This is a genomic window from Ammonifex thiophilus (genome assembly GCF_003368535.1).
Classification (GTDB): Bacteria; Bacillota; Desulfotomaculia; order Desulfotomaculales; family Ammonificaceae; genus Ammonifex; species Ammonifex thiophilus.
Genome location: NZ_QSLN01000002.1, coordinates 89,261 through 105,588, shown reverse-complemented (window position 1 = coordinate 105,588; position 16,328 = coordinate 89,261). Strand labels below are relative to the sequence as shown.

General features: G+C 59.5%; 12 protein-coding genes and 1 other annotated feature. All 12 genes read left to right on the top strand.

The features are described from left to right. Nucleotides 1-55: 55 nt before the first annotated feature. Nucleotides 56-342, top strand: a binding site (T-box leader). A gap of 39 nt (nucleotides 343-381) precedes the next feature. Beyond that, nucleotides 382-1,428, top strand: coding sequence for a 3-deoxy-7-phosphoheptulonate synthase (gene aroF / locus DXX99_RS02845; RefSeq protein WP_115792007.1), 1,047 nt, complete (start codon nucleotides 382-384; stop codon nucleotides 1,426-1,428). 148 nt (nucleotides 1,429-1,576) lie between these two features. Then, nucleotides 1,577-2,215 (top strand): hypothetical protein, encoded by a 639-nt coding sequence (locus DXX99_RS02840; RefSeq protein WP_134642942.1) that lies wholly within the window; start codon nucleotides 1,577-1,579, stop codon nucleotides 2,213-2,215. A 67-nt stretch (nucleotides 2,216-2,282) separates the two neighbouring features. Further along, nucleotides 2,283-4,265, top strand: coding sequence for a putative cobaltochelatase (locus DXX99_RS02835; protein WP_115792005.1), 1,983 nt, complete (start codon nucleotides 2,283-2,285; stop codon nucleotides 4,263-4,265). Between the two features lie 178 nt (nucleotides 4,266-4,443). Next, nucleotides 4,444-5,157 (top strand): type 1 glutamine amidotransferase, encoded by a 714-nt coding sequence (locus tag DXX99_RS02830; protein ID WP_115792100.1) that lies wholly within the window; start codon nucleotides 4,444-4,446, stop codon nucleotides 5,155-5,157. A 28-nt stretch (nucleotides 5,158-5,185) separates the two neighbouring features. After that, on the top strand, nucleotides 5,186-6,814 hold the full coding sequence (locus tag DXX99_RS02825; RefSeq protein ID WP_115792004.1) for an NAD+ synthase: 1,629 nt from the start codon (nucleotides 5,186-5,188) through the stop codon (nucleotides 6,812-6,814). A gap of 218 nt (nucleotides 6,815-7,032) precedes the next feature. Beyond that, nucleotides 7,033-10,080, top strand: a complete 3,048-nt coding sequence (locus DXX99_RS02820) for a CoB--CoM heterodisulfide reductase iron-sulfur subunit A family protein (protein WP_115792003.1) — start codon at nucleotides 7,033-7,035, stop codon at nucleotides 10,078-10,080. An 84-nt stretch (nucleotides 10,081-10,164) separates the two neighbouring features. Further along, complete coding sequence (locus DXX99_RS02815; RefSeq protein WP_115792002.1) at nucleotides 10,165-11,373, top strand: (Fe-S)-binding protein; 1,209 nt, start codon at nucleotides 10,165-10,167, stop codon at nucleotides 11,371-11,373. Nucleotides 11,374-11,466: 93 nt separating this feature from the next. Continuing rightward, complete coding sequence (folP, locus tag DXX99_RS02810) at nucleotides 11,467-12,651, top strand: dihydropteroate synthase (protein WP_115792001.1); 1,185 nt, start codon at nucleotides 11,467-11,469, stop codon at nucleotides 12,649-12,651. Beyond that, the gene (gene folK / locus DXX99_RS11845; protein ID WP_115792000.1) at nucleotides 12,641-13,519 is read left to right on the top strand and encodes a 2-amino-4-hydroxy-6-hydroxymethyldihydropteridine diphosphokinase; all 879 of its coding nucleotides are present in this window, start codon (nucleotides 12,641-12,643) and stop codon (nucleotides 13,517-13,519) included. The genes folP and folK overlap by 11 nt, the downstream gene beginning before the upstream one ends. After that, complete coding sequence (locus DXX99_RS02800) at nucleotides 13,500-14,258, top strand: SIR2 family NAD-dependent protein deacylase (RefSeq protein WP_115791999.1); 759 nt, start codon at nucleotides 13,500-13,502, stop codon at nucleotides 14,256-14,258. Before folK ends, DXX99_RS02800 begins: the two co-directional genes overlap by 20 nt. A 37-nt stretch (nucleotides 14,259-14,295) precedes the next feature. Next, nucleotides 14,296-15,375, top strand: coding sequence for a radical SAM/SPASM domain-containing protein (locus DXX99_RS02795; protein ID WP_115791998.1), 1,080 nt, complete (start codon nucleotides 14,296-14,298; stop codon nucleotides 15,373-15,375). Next, a complete protein-coding gene (locus DXX99_RS02790; RefSeq protein WP_115791997.1) occupies nucleotides 15,344-16,207 on the top strand; it encodes a spermine/spermidine synthase domain-containing protein in 864 nt (287 codons plus the stop codon). Before DXX99_RS02795 ends, DXX99_RS02790 begins: the two co-directional genes overlap by 32 nt. Nucleotides 16,208-16,328: the final 121 nt, after the last annotated feature.

The following is a 16,328-nucleotide window of genomic DNA, read 5'->3' as shown; positions in this document are numbered from 1 at the left end:
GCGTCGGGCCTTCCGGTTGTGGTATTTTGAATTCAGCGGTAAAAACTTGCTAGGGTTAAAGGCGAGGAAGGGGCAAAGTAGCCCTGGAATGGTTTTCCCAGCGAGCCGGGGAGGGTGCGAGCCCGGTAAAGCCACCAGGCGTGAAGTTCGCCCCGGAGCTGCCGGGTGAAGCCCGGGAAAGAAAAGGGTTCCCGGGTGCGTAGTCTAGGCCGGAACTCCCACCGTTAAAAGGGAGGGGATATCGGAGAAGGTGGAACGCTTCTCCCGTATCCTGCAGAGAGTGGGTCGCCTCGATGGCGGCCAAGTAGGGTGGTACCGCGGGAAAAAATTCCCGTCCCTAAGCTTAGGGACGGGAAAAATTTTTTAAGGGGGGATGCGAGGTTGATCGTAGTGATGCGGCGAGGGGCTACCCCTCAAGAAGTGCGGCAGGTGGAGAAGCGCCTGCGGGAGCTGGGCTTCGCTACCCATCCCATCGTGGGGGTGGAGCTTACGGTTATCGGAGCCGTCGGCAGTCGGCGAGACGAGGTCATGGAGCAGGTGGCTAATCTTCCCGGGGTGGAACGGGTGGTTCCCGTGCTGCGCCCCTATAAGCTCGTGGCGCGCGAAGTGAAAGAAGAAACAACGACCATCCGCGTGGGGGACGTAGTCATCGGGGGACCGGAGGTGGTGGTGATCGCTGGCCCCTGCGCGGTAGAAAGCGAGGTGCAACTTCTCACCACCGCCAAGGCGGTAAAAGAGGCCGGGGCGCACCTCCTTCGGGGAGGCGCTTTCAAGCCCCGCACTTCCCCCTATTCGTTCCAGGGTCTGGGACTGGAGGGCCTGAAGCTTCTGGCCCAGGCGCGGGAAGTGACTGGGCTGCCGGTGGTCACCGAGGTGCTGGATACCCGGGATGTGGAGTTGGTGGCGCGTTACGCCGACGTTCTTCAGGTGGGGGCGCGGAACATGCAGAACTTCCGGTTGCTGCAGGAGGTGGGGCAGTCTGGCAAGCCGGTTTTGTTGAAGCGAGGTTTAGCGGCCACGGTGGAGGAGTGGCTCTTGGCGGCCGAATACATCGCCGCTACCGGCAACCAGCAGATAATTCTCTGCGAGCGGGGCATCCGCACCTACGAAAACAGTTTACGGAACACACTGGACATAAGTGCGGTTCCCCTGGTGAAGGAGCTCTCGCACCTGCCCATCATCGTCGACCCCAGCCACGCTACCGGCAACCAGCGGATGGTTCTGCCCCTCGCCCGAGCGGCGGTAGCAGCGGGAGCGGACGGCCTTATGATCGAGGTTCACCCCGATCCGGCCCGCGCCCTTTCTGACGGCCCTCAGTCCTTAACCCCAGCTCAGTTTTCCCGCCTCATGGGGGAGCTTCGCCGCGTGGCTCTGGCGGTGGGAAGGCATTCCCTTCCGCAGGTATCGCTTTCCTGCCAGGCGAGGTAAACGGAGTTTCGCTGGCTATTTTCGGCCGTTCAACTTCCGACCCTTTACCCTGCTCCCGGCAGCAGGTTAAGGTAGGGGATGAGGAAGAAGGGCCACGAAGGCTTGAAGGTGGCCCTATTTTTGTTTCCAGGGGCAAAAGGGGGAAGAAATGGTGTTGTGGCTGGAGTTGGCCCGGAGAAAGTATTTGCTGGGAGAGGTGGTCGAAGCAAAACTTTTAACCAAAGCTTTTCCTTTCGCCGCGGTAGCCGAGGGGATAAAGGTGACGGTTTCTGGCCCCTCCGGGCAAGCGCGGGATCTGAGCCTGGCTCTTTACAGCGGGCAAGGGGTGGTACGGTTTCTTCCCGGCGAGACGGGCATTTACCGCCTGCGGGCGACGCTTCTGCAAAGTGGGGTGCAGTACATCGCTTGGACTTACTTAGTGGTAGAGGAAGAAGGGGAGTGGCAGGAGCGAAAAGAAGAAGGTGTTTTACATATAGCCCCCGTTTTCCACGAGGGCAGTTTTTTAAGTGCTCCTGTCTGCCTGCGTGTGAGCCTGGGGGAAAGGCCTCTTGCCGGACAGAAATGCGCTTTGGCCCTAGCTCCCTGGTGCCAGGAGAAAGTGTGTCAGGAGACCGACGACGAGGGCAGGGTATGGCTAGACGGGAGGGGCTGGTGCTACTGGGAGCAGGAGGGGAAAAGGTTCCCCGCTCTGAACTTTTTCCCCTGGGGCGGGTGTTGGCTGGTGATTACCGACTGCTCCCTGCCTTCGGGGGAAAAGGTGGTGGCCACCTGCACTTTGAACCTCTAACTAGGATCCCGGCCGATGGGCGGCGAAAACTCTATTTCAAGCAAGTGATGTGAGGCTTAGAGCGAACATGGAACGGGTGGTTTTTCCCTTCACCGCTCTTATCGGACAGGAAAAGATGCGTCTGGCCCTCCTGCTTTGCAGCATCAACCCGCGGCTGGGCGGGGTGCTCATAAGGGGAGAAAAGGGCACGGCCAAATCTACGGCCGTGCGCGGGTTGGCGGCTCTTCTGCCGGAGATCACGGTAGTGGCTGGCTGTCCCTGTAACTGCGACCCCTTTCAACCCAAAGAGGTGCTCTGCCCCTTCTGCCAAGAAAGGCTGGCCAAGGGGGAAAAACTTGTGCCCGTGCGGCGGAAGGTGCCCCTGGTGGAGCTGCCGGTTTCGGCCACTGAGGACCGGGTGGTGGGGAGCCTGGACTGGGAGTATGCTTTGCAGAAGGGGAAAAGGCGCTTTGCCCCTGGTATCTTAGCGCGAGCCAACCGGGGGATAATCTACGTGGACGAGGTGAATCTCCTGGACGACCACCTGGTAGACGTGATCTTAGATGCCGCCGCTTCGGGCATTAACGTGGTGGAGCGGGAAGGGGTTACTTTCGTCCATCCCGCCAATTTTATCCTGGTAGGAACCATGAACCCGGAAGAAGGGGAGCTAAGGCCACAGTTCTTGGACCGCTTTGGGCTTTGCGTACCGGTGGAGAGTGTAGCCGATCCGGCAGCTAGGGCGGCGATCCTGCGGCGGCGGGAAGAGTTTGAAGCCGATCCCTTGAGCTTTTTGAAACGCTTTGCCCAGGCCGAGGCGGAGCTGCGTGAGAAGATCGTCCGGGCCCGGCAGTTGCTCCCCCTGGTGCGGGCGACTCCTGAGGCCGTAAGGCTGGCCGTCGCTTTAGCGCAGGAGGCCAACGCAGCCGGACATCGGGCCGAGATCATTATGGTGCAGGCCGCGCGCGCCTTGGCCGCCCTGGAGGGGGAAAGGGAAGCTTCGGAAGAGGCGGTGCGGCGGGTAGCTGAACTTGTGCTTTATCACCGCCGCCGGGAGATACCTCCGCCACCGCAGGAGGAAGAAGAGCCTCCCGAGCCGCCTTCGCCGGAAGAGCCTCCGGAAGAACTCGAAGATTCCGACCAGCGGCCAGAATCTACTCCCTCGCAGACCAGGAAGGACAGCGCGACGGGCGAGAAGGTTCCTCCCCCTCCCGGAGGAGCGCAGGAGAAAATCTTCGCCATCGGCGAGCCTTTTGCGGTGCGCCGGATAGAGCACGACCGGGACCGGCAGTTGCGCCGAGGATCGGGGAGGCGCTCCCGCACCAAAACTCCCTCGCGCAGCGGGCGCTACGTCCGGGCGGTATTTCCCCGTGGGAGGCAGGACATCGCCTTCGACGCCACGCTGCGGGCGGCGGCTCCCTACCAGCCCTGGAGGCGGCGGGAAGGGGTGGCGGTGGCCATCGAGCCGGGAGATCTGCGGGAGAAGGAGAGGGAGAAGCGCATAGGGAACTTCCTCCTCTTCGTGGTGGACGCTTCCGGCTCCATGGGGGCCCAGCAGCGGATGGTGGCAGCTAAAGGGGCCATCTTTTCTTTACTCCTCGATGCTTACCAGAAGCGGGACAAGGTAGGGATGGTGGTCTTCAAGGGGGAGCGGGCAGAAGTAGTGCTTCCTCCTACCAATAGCGTGGAACTGGCCCACATCCAGCTGAAAGAGCTTCCAACGGGGGGGCGTACCCCGCTGGCGGCGGGCTTGCTCAAAGCCTATGAGGTAGCTCGTTCTTACCTGCGCCGGGACCCTGACCTGGCTCCCCTCTTGATCGTGGTTTCCGACGGGCGGGCCAACGTTTCCATGGGGAGTGGCAACCCCTGGGAGGAAGTGGAGCGGGTGGCTTCCCTCATAAGGGAGGAAAGCAGGATAAAGGCGCTGGTAGTGGATGTGGAGCAGGGAGGATTTTTGCGCTTCGGGCTGGCCCGGCGGCTGGCCGACACGCTGGGCGCTCATTACTGCCCCTTGGAGGAGCTAAAAGCGGAGAGTTTGCTGGCCGCTGTGCGGAAAATCGAAAGACTTATCTGAACGAAACTCTGGCCCTTCCGCATCCTTGGGAAGACGGATGGTTGACGCTCTATTTTCTTTGGGAGTAGACTGAATTGAGAAGTGTAAACACTTACCCAGGGGCAAAGGGGCCCGTGCCGGTTTGCCGGTGTGGGCCCTCTTTTGGTTAAGATTTATAGAAGTCGAACGGGGGGATAAAATGTTACGGGCCTTGATTGTGCAGCATGTGGCTTGCGAGGGTCCAGGACTTCTGGCCGAAGTTCTTCCCAGTGAAGGGTGGGAGTTAGACATTCGCGTAATGGATCAACCGGGGGCTACTTTACCAGAAACAATGGCTAACTACAAAGCCTTGATAGTATTGGGCGGCCCCATGGGAGCCTACGAAGAGGAGGCCTATCCTTATCTTTACAAGGTACAAGAACTTATACGCGACGCGATAAGCAGGCGTGTACCGGTGTTGGGAATATGTCTGGGAGGACAGCTTATTGCCCGGGCGTTGGAGGCAGCAGTCAAGCCTAGCGCGGTAAAGGAGATCGGGTGGTACAAGGTACGCCTAACAGAGGCAGGGAAAAAAACACCTCTTTTTCAGAACTTGCCGGAGGAGTTTTGGGTCTTTCAATGGCACGGCGATACTTTCGACCTGCCCAAAGGCGCTATCCTCCTGGCAGAAGGAGACACCTGCACTAACCAGGCTTTCGTCTATCGGGATTGTGCCTGGGCTTTACAGTTTCACCTTGAGGTTACGCCGGCAATGGTCGCTCACTGGGCTGAGATCTACCGGGAAGAACTTGAGGACTTTGCCGGACCGGAAGCATCGGCTAGACTTAAGGAGGATACGGTGAGGCAGTGGGAAAGGGATCGGGATCTACGCGCGCGTTTTTTGGCGAACCTTTGCCGGGTCCTGGATAGTTAGCCCGAATCTCCACGGGGGTGTGCGGTGCTTGAAGTTGGCCCTGGTGCAGCTTAATCCCACGGTGGGCGACGTCAAGGGTAATACAAGGAAAATCTTGGAGGGTGTGGCTCGGGCAAAGGCCAGCCAAGCGGAGCTCGTGATTTTTCCGGAACTGGTACTGGTGGGCTATCCGCCCCGAGATCTTCTTTACCGGGAGGAGATGCTGGTAGCTGTAGAGCGGGCACTGGCGGAGGAAATAGCGCCGGCTAGCCAAGGAATAGGAATCTTGGTGGGAGCGCCTATTAGAGAAGGGGACAAGCTTTTCAACGCTGCTCTCCTTTTTGCCGATGGGAAACTTGTCGGACGACAGGACAAGACGCTTTTGCCGAGCTACGACGTTTTCGACGAAACCAGGTATTTCAAACCGGCAGCGCGGCGGCAATCTTTGACGTTCCAGGGAGAGGTGCTGGGCCTTACGGTCTGCGAAGACATCTGGAATGACAAAGATTACTGGCAAAGACCAATTTATGAAGTAGATCCAGTGGCAGAGTTGAACGCTCAAGGGGCGACGTTGTTAATCAACATCTCCGCCTCGCCGTATCATTACGGGAAGAGACGCTCGCGGGCTGACATGCTGGCCCACATCGCTCGCAAGTATCGTCGGCCGCTGGTCTACGTTAACCAGGTGGGGGGGAATGATGAGCTTATTTTTGACGGCTCGAGTATCTGTCTTGACGCGACCGGCAAGATTATCTGGGAGGGCAAACCCTTTGAGGAAGACTTTACGGTGGTGGACATCACAGCCCCGGCTGTGGGAAAGGATCCTTCCGAGGTGGCCGAAGATATATCCGACGTTTACTCGGCCCTTATATTGGGAATCCGGGATTACTTCCGCAAGACGGGCTTCAAGAAAGCGGTTTTGGGTCTTAGCGGCGGGATCGACTCCTCAGTGGTGGCAGCGCTGGCGGCGGCCGCCCTAGGGCCAGAAAACGTGCTGGGGGTAGGGATGCCCTCCCGGTACTCCTCCCCGGAAAGTTTGCGCGATGCGGAAGCGCTGGCGCGCAACCTGGGCATCGGTTGGCGGGTCATCCCCATCGAAGAGATCTTTACTGCTTACCTCAAAACCCTGAACCCCGATGGTTTGCCTTTAATTGATGTGGCGGAAGAAAATATTCAGGCGCGTATCCGCGGCAACATCCTCATGTTCATCTCCAACCGGGAGGGCCATCTGGTTCTAAGCACCGGAAATAAATCTGAACTAGCGGTGGGTTACTGCACTCTTTATGGAGATATGTCGGGGGGCTTGGCGGTTCTGGCCGACGTCCCCAAAACCATGGTTTACGAACTGGCGCGGTACATCAACCGGGAACGCGAGCTCATTCCGCAAAGCGTGCTATTGAAACCCCCGTCGGCTGAACTCCGGCCCAACCAGCGCGACGAAGACTCTTTACCCCCGTACAGGGTGCTCGATCCCATTCTTAGAGCGTACATAGAAGAAAACCTCCCTGCCCGGGAGATCGCAGCCCGGGGCTTTGACCTGGCCTTGGTAGAGGAGGTAATTAGACGGGTGGACCGGGCGGAGTACAAGCGCCGGCAGGCGGCACCGGGCCTGAGGGTGACTTCCAAAGCCTTCGGTATGGGACGGCGGATGCCGATCGCCTGGCGGCCGGGGTGGTAGCCGAGGCGCAGAGGATGGCGAAGTGATTGACAAGCTAGAACGAAATTAATATACTTGAAGCAACGAGAACGCTTGCCGGGAAAGGCCCTCTCAATGCCGGATTTTCTTGGGATCAGGAGAAAGGGGGCTGGAAGGCGAGGAAGGAGGCAGGGTAACGGTGCGAAGCGAGTCAAGAAGCTTACTTCGGAAAAATCCAAGGAGGGCGGGTGTGATGCTCCATGTCTGACAAGATCGGTGCCGTAATGGTAGTAGGCGGAGGCGTTGCTGGTATTCAGGCAGCGCTTGACCTCGCCGAAAGCGGCTATTACGTTTACTTGGTCGAACGTTCCCCGGCCATCGGCGGCGTGATGGCCCAGCTCGACAAGACTTTCCCCACCAACGACTGCTCCATGTGTATCCTCGCTCCTAAGCTAGTTGAATGCGGAAGGCATCCCAACATCAAGCTGATAACCAACGCTACCATCACCGGAATCAGCGGCGAACCTGGCAACTTCACCGTCACCATCAAGCAAGCTCCTCGCTATGTAGATCCCGAAAAGTGCGTGGCCTGTGGCGACTGCGCGGCTAAGTGCCCGGTCAAGGTTAAGGACGAATTCAATGAAGGACTGGGCGAGCGTAAGGCCATCTTCATCAAGTACTCCCAGGCGGTTCCTGCCGCCTATATGATCGATGCTTCCAAGTGCCTCCGTCTTTTGCATATGGAAAAGGCCAAGGCTGCCGGCAAAGAGCCTCCCTGTGGTCTGTGCGCCAAGGCCTGCCAGCGCGGTGCCATCAACTTCGATGACACCGAGAAGACCTTCGATTTGAACGTGGGCGCAATAGTGCTAGCTCCTGGTTTTGACGAGTACGTTCCCAAGGAACTTAAAGCTTTAGGTTACGGTGTCTATCCCAATGTGGTCACCAGCATCGAGTTTGAGCGTATTTTGAGTGCTTCCGGTCCTTACGGTGGCCACTTAGTCCGTCCTTCCGACAAGAAGGAGCCTAAGAAGATTGCCTGGATACAGTGCGTGGGCTCCCGTGACCGTAAGCTGGAAAAGGGTGCTTATTGTTCTTCGGTATGCTGTACTTATGCTATTAAGGAAGCCATTATTGCCAAGGAGCACAGCGCCGAACCCCTGGACACCGCTATCTTCTACATGGACATGCGGACCTACGGCAAGGGGTTCGAGGCTTACTACGAGAAGGCAAAGAGGGAGCATGGAGTTCGCTTCATTCGGGCGCGGATTTTCTCCGTTGAGCCCGGGGAGAAAGAAGGCGACCTGTGCATCCGCTATGCCGACGAGTCGGGCGAAATCAAGCGCGAAGATTTCGATATGGTGGTGCTTTCGGTAGGGCTGCGGCCCGCCAAGACGGCTGTCGAGACGGCCAAGGTGCTGGGCTTGGAGCTCAACCACTACGACTTCTGCAAGACTCTGGAGGCCGATCCCATAGCCACTTCGCGTCCGGGAATCTTCGTCTGCGGTACCTTCCGCACCCCGATGGACATCCCTCAGACAGTTATGGAAGCCAGTGCGGCAGCGGCAGCGGCGCAGACCTTGCTCTCCTCAGTGCGGGGCACTATGGTCAAGAAAGAGGAACTGCCTCCGGAGAGGGACGTCAGCCAGGAGGAGCCGCGCATCGGCGTCTTTGTCTGCCACTGCGGTATCAACATCGGCGGCGTGGTGAACGTGCCGGAGGTAGCGGAGTACGCCAAGACCCTGCCCAACGTGGTCTACGCCACCCACAACCTCTACACCTGCTCGCAGGATACCCAGCAGCTCATCAAGGAGAAAATCAAGGAGTACAACCTCAACCGTGTGGTAGTGGCAGCCTGCACGCCGCGCACACACGAGCCGCTTTTCCAGGCCACCATCCGCGAGGCCGGACTCAATCCCTTCCTCTTCGCCTTCGCCAGCCTGCGGGAGCAGGTCTCCTGGGTACACATGAAGGATAAAGAAGTGGCCACCCAGAAGGCCAAAGACCTGGTGCGGGCGGCGGTTAGCAAGGTGCGGCTGGCTCAGCCTCTCTCCCTCGTACCCGTGCCCATTAACCGCTCGGTCTTGGTGATCGGCGGTGGCGTAGCGGGCATGACCGCTGCCCTGGAGTTGGCCAATCAGGGGTTCAAAGTGGATCTAGTCGAAAAGGAAGGGGAGCTCGGTGGCCTGGCACGGCGCCTCCACTTTACCGGGGAAGGCACCGAAGTGGCTCCCATCCTCAACAACCTCATCGAGGCGGTCAACTCCCACCCCAACATTACCGTGCATCTCAACACCAAAGTGGTCGAGGCCAGCGGCTACGTGGGCAACTTCGTGAGCAAGCTCTCCAATGGTAAAGAAATCACCCATGGTGCCACTGTCATCGCCATCGGCGGAAGGGAGTACAAGCCCACCGAGTACCTTTACGGTCAGAACCCGCGGGTCATGACCCAGCTGGAGTTCGAGGATGCGCTGGTCAAAGGGCAGGAGCCCGTAGCCGGAGCCAACACGGTGGTTATGATCAACTGCGTAGGTTCCCGCGAGGAACCCCGGATGTACTGCAGCCGCATCTGCTGCACCGAAGCCATCCGCAACGCTCTCAAGTTCAAGGAGAAGAATCCGCAGGCCCGGGTCTACATCCTCTACCGCGACATTCGCACCTATGGCTTCAAGGAGGACCTTTACACCAAGGCTCGGGAGAAAGGTATCGTCTTCATCCGCTACAGCCTGGATCGCAAGCCTCAAGTGGAGGCGGCAGGGGATAAGCTTAAAGTTACGGTATTCGATCCCATCCTCAAGGAGGATCTGGTCATCGAGGCCGACGTCTTGGCCCTGAGTGCGGCGGTGCTCGGGCCTGAGGACGCGCGGGAAGTGGGGCAGCTTTACAAGGTCACCTGCGGCATGGACGACTTCTACCTGGAGGCGCACATGAAGCTCCGTCCGGTGGACTTCGCTACTGACGGTGTCTTCCTCTGCGGCTTGGCCCATGCACCCAAGTTCTTGGACGAGTCCATTGCTCAGGCCAAGGCGGCGGCGGCGCGGGCGGCTACCGTCCTCACCAAGGACGCCATCCTGGCTGGAGGCATCGTATCCAAGGTCGATCCGGCGAAGTGCTCCGGCTGCCGCATATGTGTAAGCCTCTGTCCCTACAATGCCATCTCCTTCGACGAGGTAAACAAGGTCTCGGTGATCAACGAGGCGGTCTGCAAAGGCTGTGGCGTGTGTGCGGCTGCCTGCCCGTCGAAAGCCATCACCATGGGCGGCTTCACTGACGAGCAGATCTTCGCCGAGATCGAGGCGCTGCTCTCCTGAAGATAAGAGGTTCGACCGGGGTTGCCGGCTTTCCCGGCAGCCCCGGTTCCTTAAAAATTTGCCTGGCGTTTTGGAGGGATTAGAATGGCATTGGAGTTAAGTAAAGTGGCCGACCCTACTTTTCGTGACGAGATAGCGCAGAAGATAGTGCCTCAGGAGACGCGGCTCGACTTCAATTATTGCCTCTCCTGTGGCACTTGTGATGCCGGCTGCGAGTTCAAGGGGCTGGTTGAGGGCATGGAGCCGCGGCGCTTCATGCGCAAGATCGCTTTGGGTTTGAGGGAAGAGGTGCTAAACGATCCTTTCGTCTGGCTTTGCAACCAGTGCGGGCGCTGCACCATGGAGTGCCCCATGGGGATTAACATGCCCAACGTGATCCGCTGCATCCGGGGCAAGTTCGGGCTCAAGGCTTCGGGCACCCTGCAGGAGACCACCGAGATGCACGTACGCACCGGCAACCAGATGGGGGTATCACTGGAAGACTTCGTGGAGACCGTCGAGTGGATGGAGGAGGAACTGCGCGACGAGCTGGGCGACGATTCGGTCAAGTTCCCGGTGGACGTCAAGGGCGCGGAAATCTTCCTCCTCCTGCACCCGCGTGAAATCGGCATTTATCCCGAAGCTTTGAAGACCATGTACCGGATCTTCTCGGCGTCGGGGGTCAGCTGGACCATCTCCACTAAGTCCTTCGACGTCACCAACTTTGGCTTGTTCGACGGCCGTGACGATATGGCTACCAAGATCATGCAGTTCACCGTAGATGCTTTCAAGGAGCTGGGCTGCAAACGCCTGGTCTGCACCGAGTGCGGCCACGGGTACTGGGCTCTGGTTTTCGGCTCCAAGTACTGGGTGCCCTTCGAGTACCCCATCCTGCACATGGTGGAGTTCTTGGCGGAGATCATCAAGGACGGCCGGATCAAGGTAGACAAGAGCAAGAACCCAGAGCGCGTCACCCTGCACGATCCCTGTAACCTCGTGCGCAAGGCTGGCGTGGCGGAGCCGCAGCGCTACGTCCTGAGCCAGGTAGCGGAGGACTTCGTGGAGATGTGGCCCAACCGGGAGTACAACATCTGCTGTGGCGGCGGAGGTGGCGCCCTGGCGCTTGACCAGAAGCGGGTGCGCATGCAGAAGGCCCTCTTGAAGAAGCAGCAGATCGAGCGCACCGGCGCTCAAATCCTGGTTTCTCCCTGCCACAACTGCTTCGACCAGTTCACCGACATGAAGCGGGAGTACAAGATGCCCATCCAGATCAAGTACCTCATGGATCTGGTGGACAACGCCCTGGTGCGCTAGCAGGAATCCAGGTGCCTTCCGGCTAAAAATAGGGTCGCAGGAAGAGGCATCATCTTCCTGCGACCTTTGCTTTGAAAGGGAGGTTTTTCTCGGGTGCGGGTGATAAGTATTCCTGACCTGGCCACGGCTCTGGAAGAGATAAGGAAGATCGGGGCTGACGAGCCCGGGCAGAAGATCATGGCCCCCAAGGCGGTCTTTCGGGCGGTAAAAGTGAGGGATCTTACGCCGGTACAGGCCAACATCCTCAAGCAGGAGATGCTGGCCCGGGGAGGGGAAGCGGTGGTGGCGCGGGGAGCTATAAACTATACTGTGGAGCGCACCGACGTCCTTCTCCTGGGCACCCTCAAGCAGTTCCGGCTGTTGATTGCCAAGCTTAAACAGCAGCCCTTCGGCCTGCCCCGGCTGGCGGAAAAGCTGGCCCAGGTCTTGGAAAATGCTGAGGGGTTCCGTCCTTTCCGGCTCAATTGCCGGGGCCGGGAACTCCGGTTGGGGGAGAGAACGCTTATCATGGGAATCTTAAACGTCACCCCAGACTCCTTCTCCGACGGAGGAAAGTACAACACGGTGGAAGCGGCGCGGGCCCGGGCTTTGGAAATGGTAGAAGAGGGGGCGGACATCATCGATCTGGGCGGAGAGTCTACCCGGCCGGGGCACACGCCGGTGGAGGCCGAAGAGGAATTGCGGCGGGTTATTCCGGTGCTGGAAGCTATTCTGCCGGAGGTCCCCGTCCCCATCTCCATCGACACCTCTAAAGCGGTGGTGGCTGAGGAAGCCCTGCGGCGCGGAGCGCACCTCATCAACGACCAGCGGGCGCTGGCCGATCCTAATATGGCGGCAGTGGTGGCGCGCTACGAGGCCCCGGTGGTGCTCATGCACAACCCCTCAACCCCCCAGTACCGCGACTTCATGGGGGACATAATAGATCACCTGGCCGAGCGAGTGGAGTACGCTGAGGCCTCCGGCATCCCGCGTGAGCATATCATTCTCGACCCGGGCATAGGTTTCGGCAAGACCCCGGAGCAGAACCTGGAAGTGGTGCGGCGGCTTGATGAGCTGAAGTCCTTGGGGCTGCCCGTACTCGTCGGCCCCTCGCGCAAGTCCTTCATCGGGTACGTTCTTGACCTGCCGGTGGAAGAGAGGCTGGAGGGGACGGCGGCGGCAGTGGCAGTGAGCATTGTCAAGGGAGCCGATATCGTCCGGGTGCATGACGTCAAACAGATGGTGCGGGTGGCCCGGATGGTCGATGCCCTGGTGAGGAGAAGGAGTTATGCACGATAAAATTTACCTTGAAGGGCTGCTCTTTCCGGGGCGGCACGGGGTTTCACCGGAAGAGCAGACCTACAGCCAGAACTTCCGTCTGGACGTGGAGCTTTACCTCGATCTCCGGCCGGCCGGGGAGAAAGACGAGCTTCATCTGACGGTCAACTACCAGGAAGCCTACCGGGTGGTGGAGGAGGTGGTAAGTCGGCGCTCTTTCCTCTTACTGGAGGCGCTGGCCGAAGCGGTGGCGGAGAGACTTCTCTCCTTTTTCCCGCTGTTGCGGCGCGTCAGGGTGCGGGTGGAAAAGCCGGGGGCTCCCCTCCCCGGCTATTTTGAGCGCGTGGGGGTGGAAATCAACCGATCCCGGAAGGTGAAGCCCGCTAAGGCTCTGGTGGGTTTGGGAAGCAACTTGGGGGATAAGCGCCGGAACTTGAAGGCGGCGCTTGCGGCTTTGAGCAAGACTCCGGGAGTCAGGCTGGAGAGAGTAGCTCCTCTTTACCGCTCTGCCCCCTGGGGGAGGACAGACCAGCCCGATTTCTTTAACACCGTGGCCTTAATCTCCACCTTTCTCTCCCCTTTTAGCCTCCTGGCGAGCCTGCTGAAGATAGAGAAGGAATTGGGGCGCAGGCGGGAAAGCGAGGAGAGGTGGGGTCCTCGCCCTATCGATCTCGACCTGCTTCTTTATGAAGATCTCGCGGTGGAAACGGAGGAACTGGTTCTCCCCCACCCCCGCCTCACCGAGCGAGCCTTTGTAGTAGCTCCTCTGGCCGATCTTGTGCCGGAACTCGAGTTACCGAACGGAAAGCGGGCAATCGATTGGGCGGAGAAACTCGGGCGGGAACAGGAAATAGAAAGGGTGGAGGGATATGGATGGGAAAGAGATTGAACGGGCGGCCGAACTTTTGCTTAAGGCCCAAAAGGCCTGTGCTTTTACCGGCGCGGGAGTGAGCACGGAAAGCGGCATCCCCGACTTTCGCTCACCGGGGACGGGTTTATGGTCCAACCCGGAGGCTCTTGCCCTGGCCACCGGCGAAGCTTTTCTCCGGGACCCAGCCCGCTTTTACCGTTTCTTCCTTCCCATGTGGCAGGACTACCGGCGCGCCCGGCCCAACCCGGCGCACCGGGCTTTGGCCGAACTGGAGGAAATGGGGATCCTGCGCGGGGTGATCACCCAGAACATAGATGGCCTGCACCGGAAGGCGGGCTCGCGGGTGGTATGGGAAGTGCACGGCAACTTGGAGAACCTCATTTGTACCCGTTGCCGCCGCACGGCCCCTTTCGATCTGGCCGAGGAGGCCTGGGCCAAAGACGATCTTCCTCCCCGCTGCGCGTGTGGGGGAATATTGCGGCCGAACATCGTCCTTTTCGGCGAGCCCATGGCCCCCGATTTTCACCGAGCGGCGGTTTTCCTCCGCCAGGGTTGCGACCTCCTGCTGGTGGTAGGGTCCAGCCTCACAGTTTACCCAGCCGCCATTTTGGTAGACTATGCCAGGGAGCTCATCATAGTCAACCGCGAGCCCACTCCTGCCGATGACCGCGCGGCGGTGGTGCTCCGCGGCCAGGCAGGGATTATCCTTCCCAAGATAGTAGAGGCAGTTAAGGCGCGTCGGCGGCGCGGTTGCTGAAAAGCGGGACTCTTTGCTATAGTATCTCGGGGGTGAAATGGTGGACGAGGAGAGCGAGGATAACACCACTGCCCGGTGGCAGGCTCCCGACAGCCTCATATGGCTCATTACCTCACGCTGCAACCTTTCCTGCCGCACCTGTTATGTGGCTGAGCGCTTCGCCTCCGAACCGGAACTCGACACCGCCGCTGCTGAAAGAATGCTGGATGAAGCCCTGGACATGGGGGTGGAGTACGTGGGGTTCACCGGGGGCGAGGCACTCCTGCGCCCTGATGTCTTCCAGCTCATGGCACGCTCCCGGGCCCGGGGAGTAAGAACCACGGTGGTGACCAATGGCTTGGCCCTCACCGAGGAGGTAGCTGCACGGCTTTCCGCCCTGGGCGTAGAGGTGTATCTGAGCGTGGATGGGGTCAAGGCGGAAACGCACGAGATGGTGCGGGGCCGGGGAACCTGGGAAAAGGTGCAGGCGGCGGCGGCCAGGCTCAGACAGGCGGGAGTCAAGTTTTACTTGGTCATGGCCCTGGGCACCCATAACGCGGCGGAGGCGCCGGCTTTTCCCCGGTTGGCCTCTTCCTGGGGTGCGCGGGCGGCCATCTACCTTCCCGTTATGCCGGCAGGTAAAGCGAGGCGGGATATGACTCTTACGAGCCCTGCCCTTTGCCGGGTGGTGCGGGAAGTGGAAAGAGAAGCGGAAAAGCTCCGTTTCCCGGTGTGGTTGTGGTGTCTGCCCTTCGCAGGGCTTATCGTTCGTTCTCCTTATGTTTACTACTACAGTTGTCGGGCCTGCACCGAGCTCGATGTGGGACCGGCGGGAGAAGTTCTCCTTTGCGACGTATTGGACATGAGGCTGGGCAATGTGAGGGAAGGATTGGCGCGGGTTTGGGCCAGGCAGGCCAAACATCCCCTGGTGCGTGCCTTGGCAGAGCCCCAGCTTTCCTCTCCCTGCCTCGATTGTCCGGTTAAAGAAGAATGCGCCGGCGGCTGCTTTGCGCGGGCTTACCTCATGAAAGGTGACCTTTTAGCTCCCGATCCCTTGTGCCCGCGGGTGGCCGCTTCCCAAGTGCTGGAGAGGAGGGGGAAAGATTTTGGAGGAGACCAAGCAGAGGTGGGGGCTTGATCCGTCGGGCAAGTGGTACTGGATGCCGGACGTAGGGGGGTACCGGGTCTACCAGGTCAAGTCCGTCCTGGCGGCCCGGCAGACCCCTTACCAGAAGCTAGAGATTATGGATATAGAGGGATGGGGAAGGTGCCTCTTCCTGGATGGCGATATCCAGTCGGCGGAAATGGACGAGTTTATCTACCACGAGCTCCTGGTGCATCCGGGGATGCTGGCCCACCCCGCACCCCGGCGGGTACTGATCTGTGGTACCGGTGAGGGGAAGGTGGTGCGGGAGGTTCTGCGTTATTCCTCCGTCAGCCAGGTGGTGGCGGTGGATATAGACCGGGAGGTGGTGGAGCTATGCCAGGAGTACTTAGGACGCACGCCGCTTGACGACCCGCGCGTCGAGCTGGTTTTTACCGATGTGGCCCGCTTCCTGCAGGATTACCAGGGAGAGCCTTTCGATGTGGCCATAGTGGACGTTACCGACGACGTAGTGGGTCCGGCCAGCACCGTCCATAATCTGGGCTTTTACCAACTTTTAGATCGAGCTTTGGCCAGCCCCGGGGTAGTGGCGGTGCAGGGGACCTCGGCTTTTTCGGGGCTCAGGAGCGCGGGCTTCGATCACCTTTATCGCCTTTTGTGTCAGGTTTTTTCTCCTGTTTTCCCTTATGCCGAGTACGTACCTTCCTTTGAGGATCTTTGGGGCTTTTTTGTCTGCCTTAAAGGCTTGCCCGATCTTGGTCCCCGGGGGAAACTGCCGGCCGGCCTTAAGTATTATGACGCAGAGACCCACCGCCGGGTTTTTAGCCTTTCCAAGCTCTTGCGGAACAAGCTGGGTATAGAATAGAATAAAACCGCTTGAGGACGGCATCCTGCGTAGAGGTAGGAGCCGTACCGAAGATCAAAGCTTTTAGAAACAACCGCGAAAATCTAAAGCCGCTTGGATCCGCTTAGGACCGAGACGGACG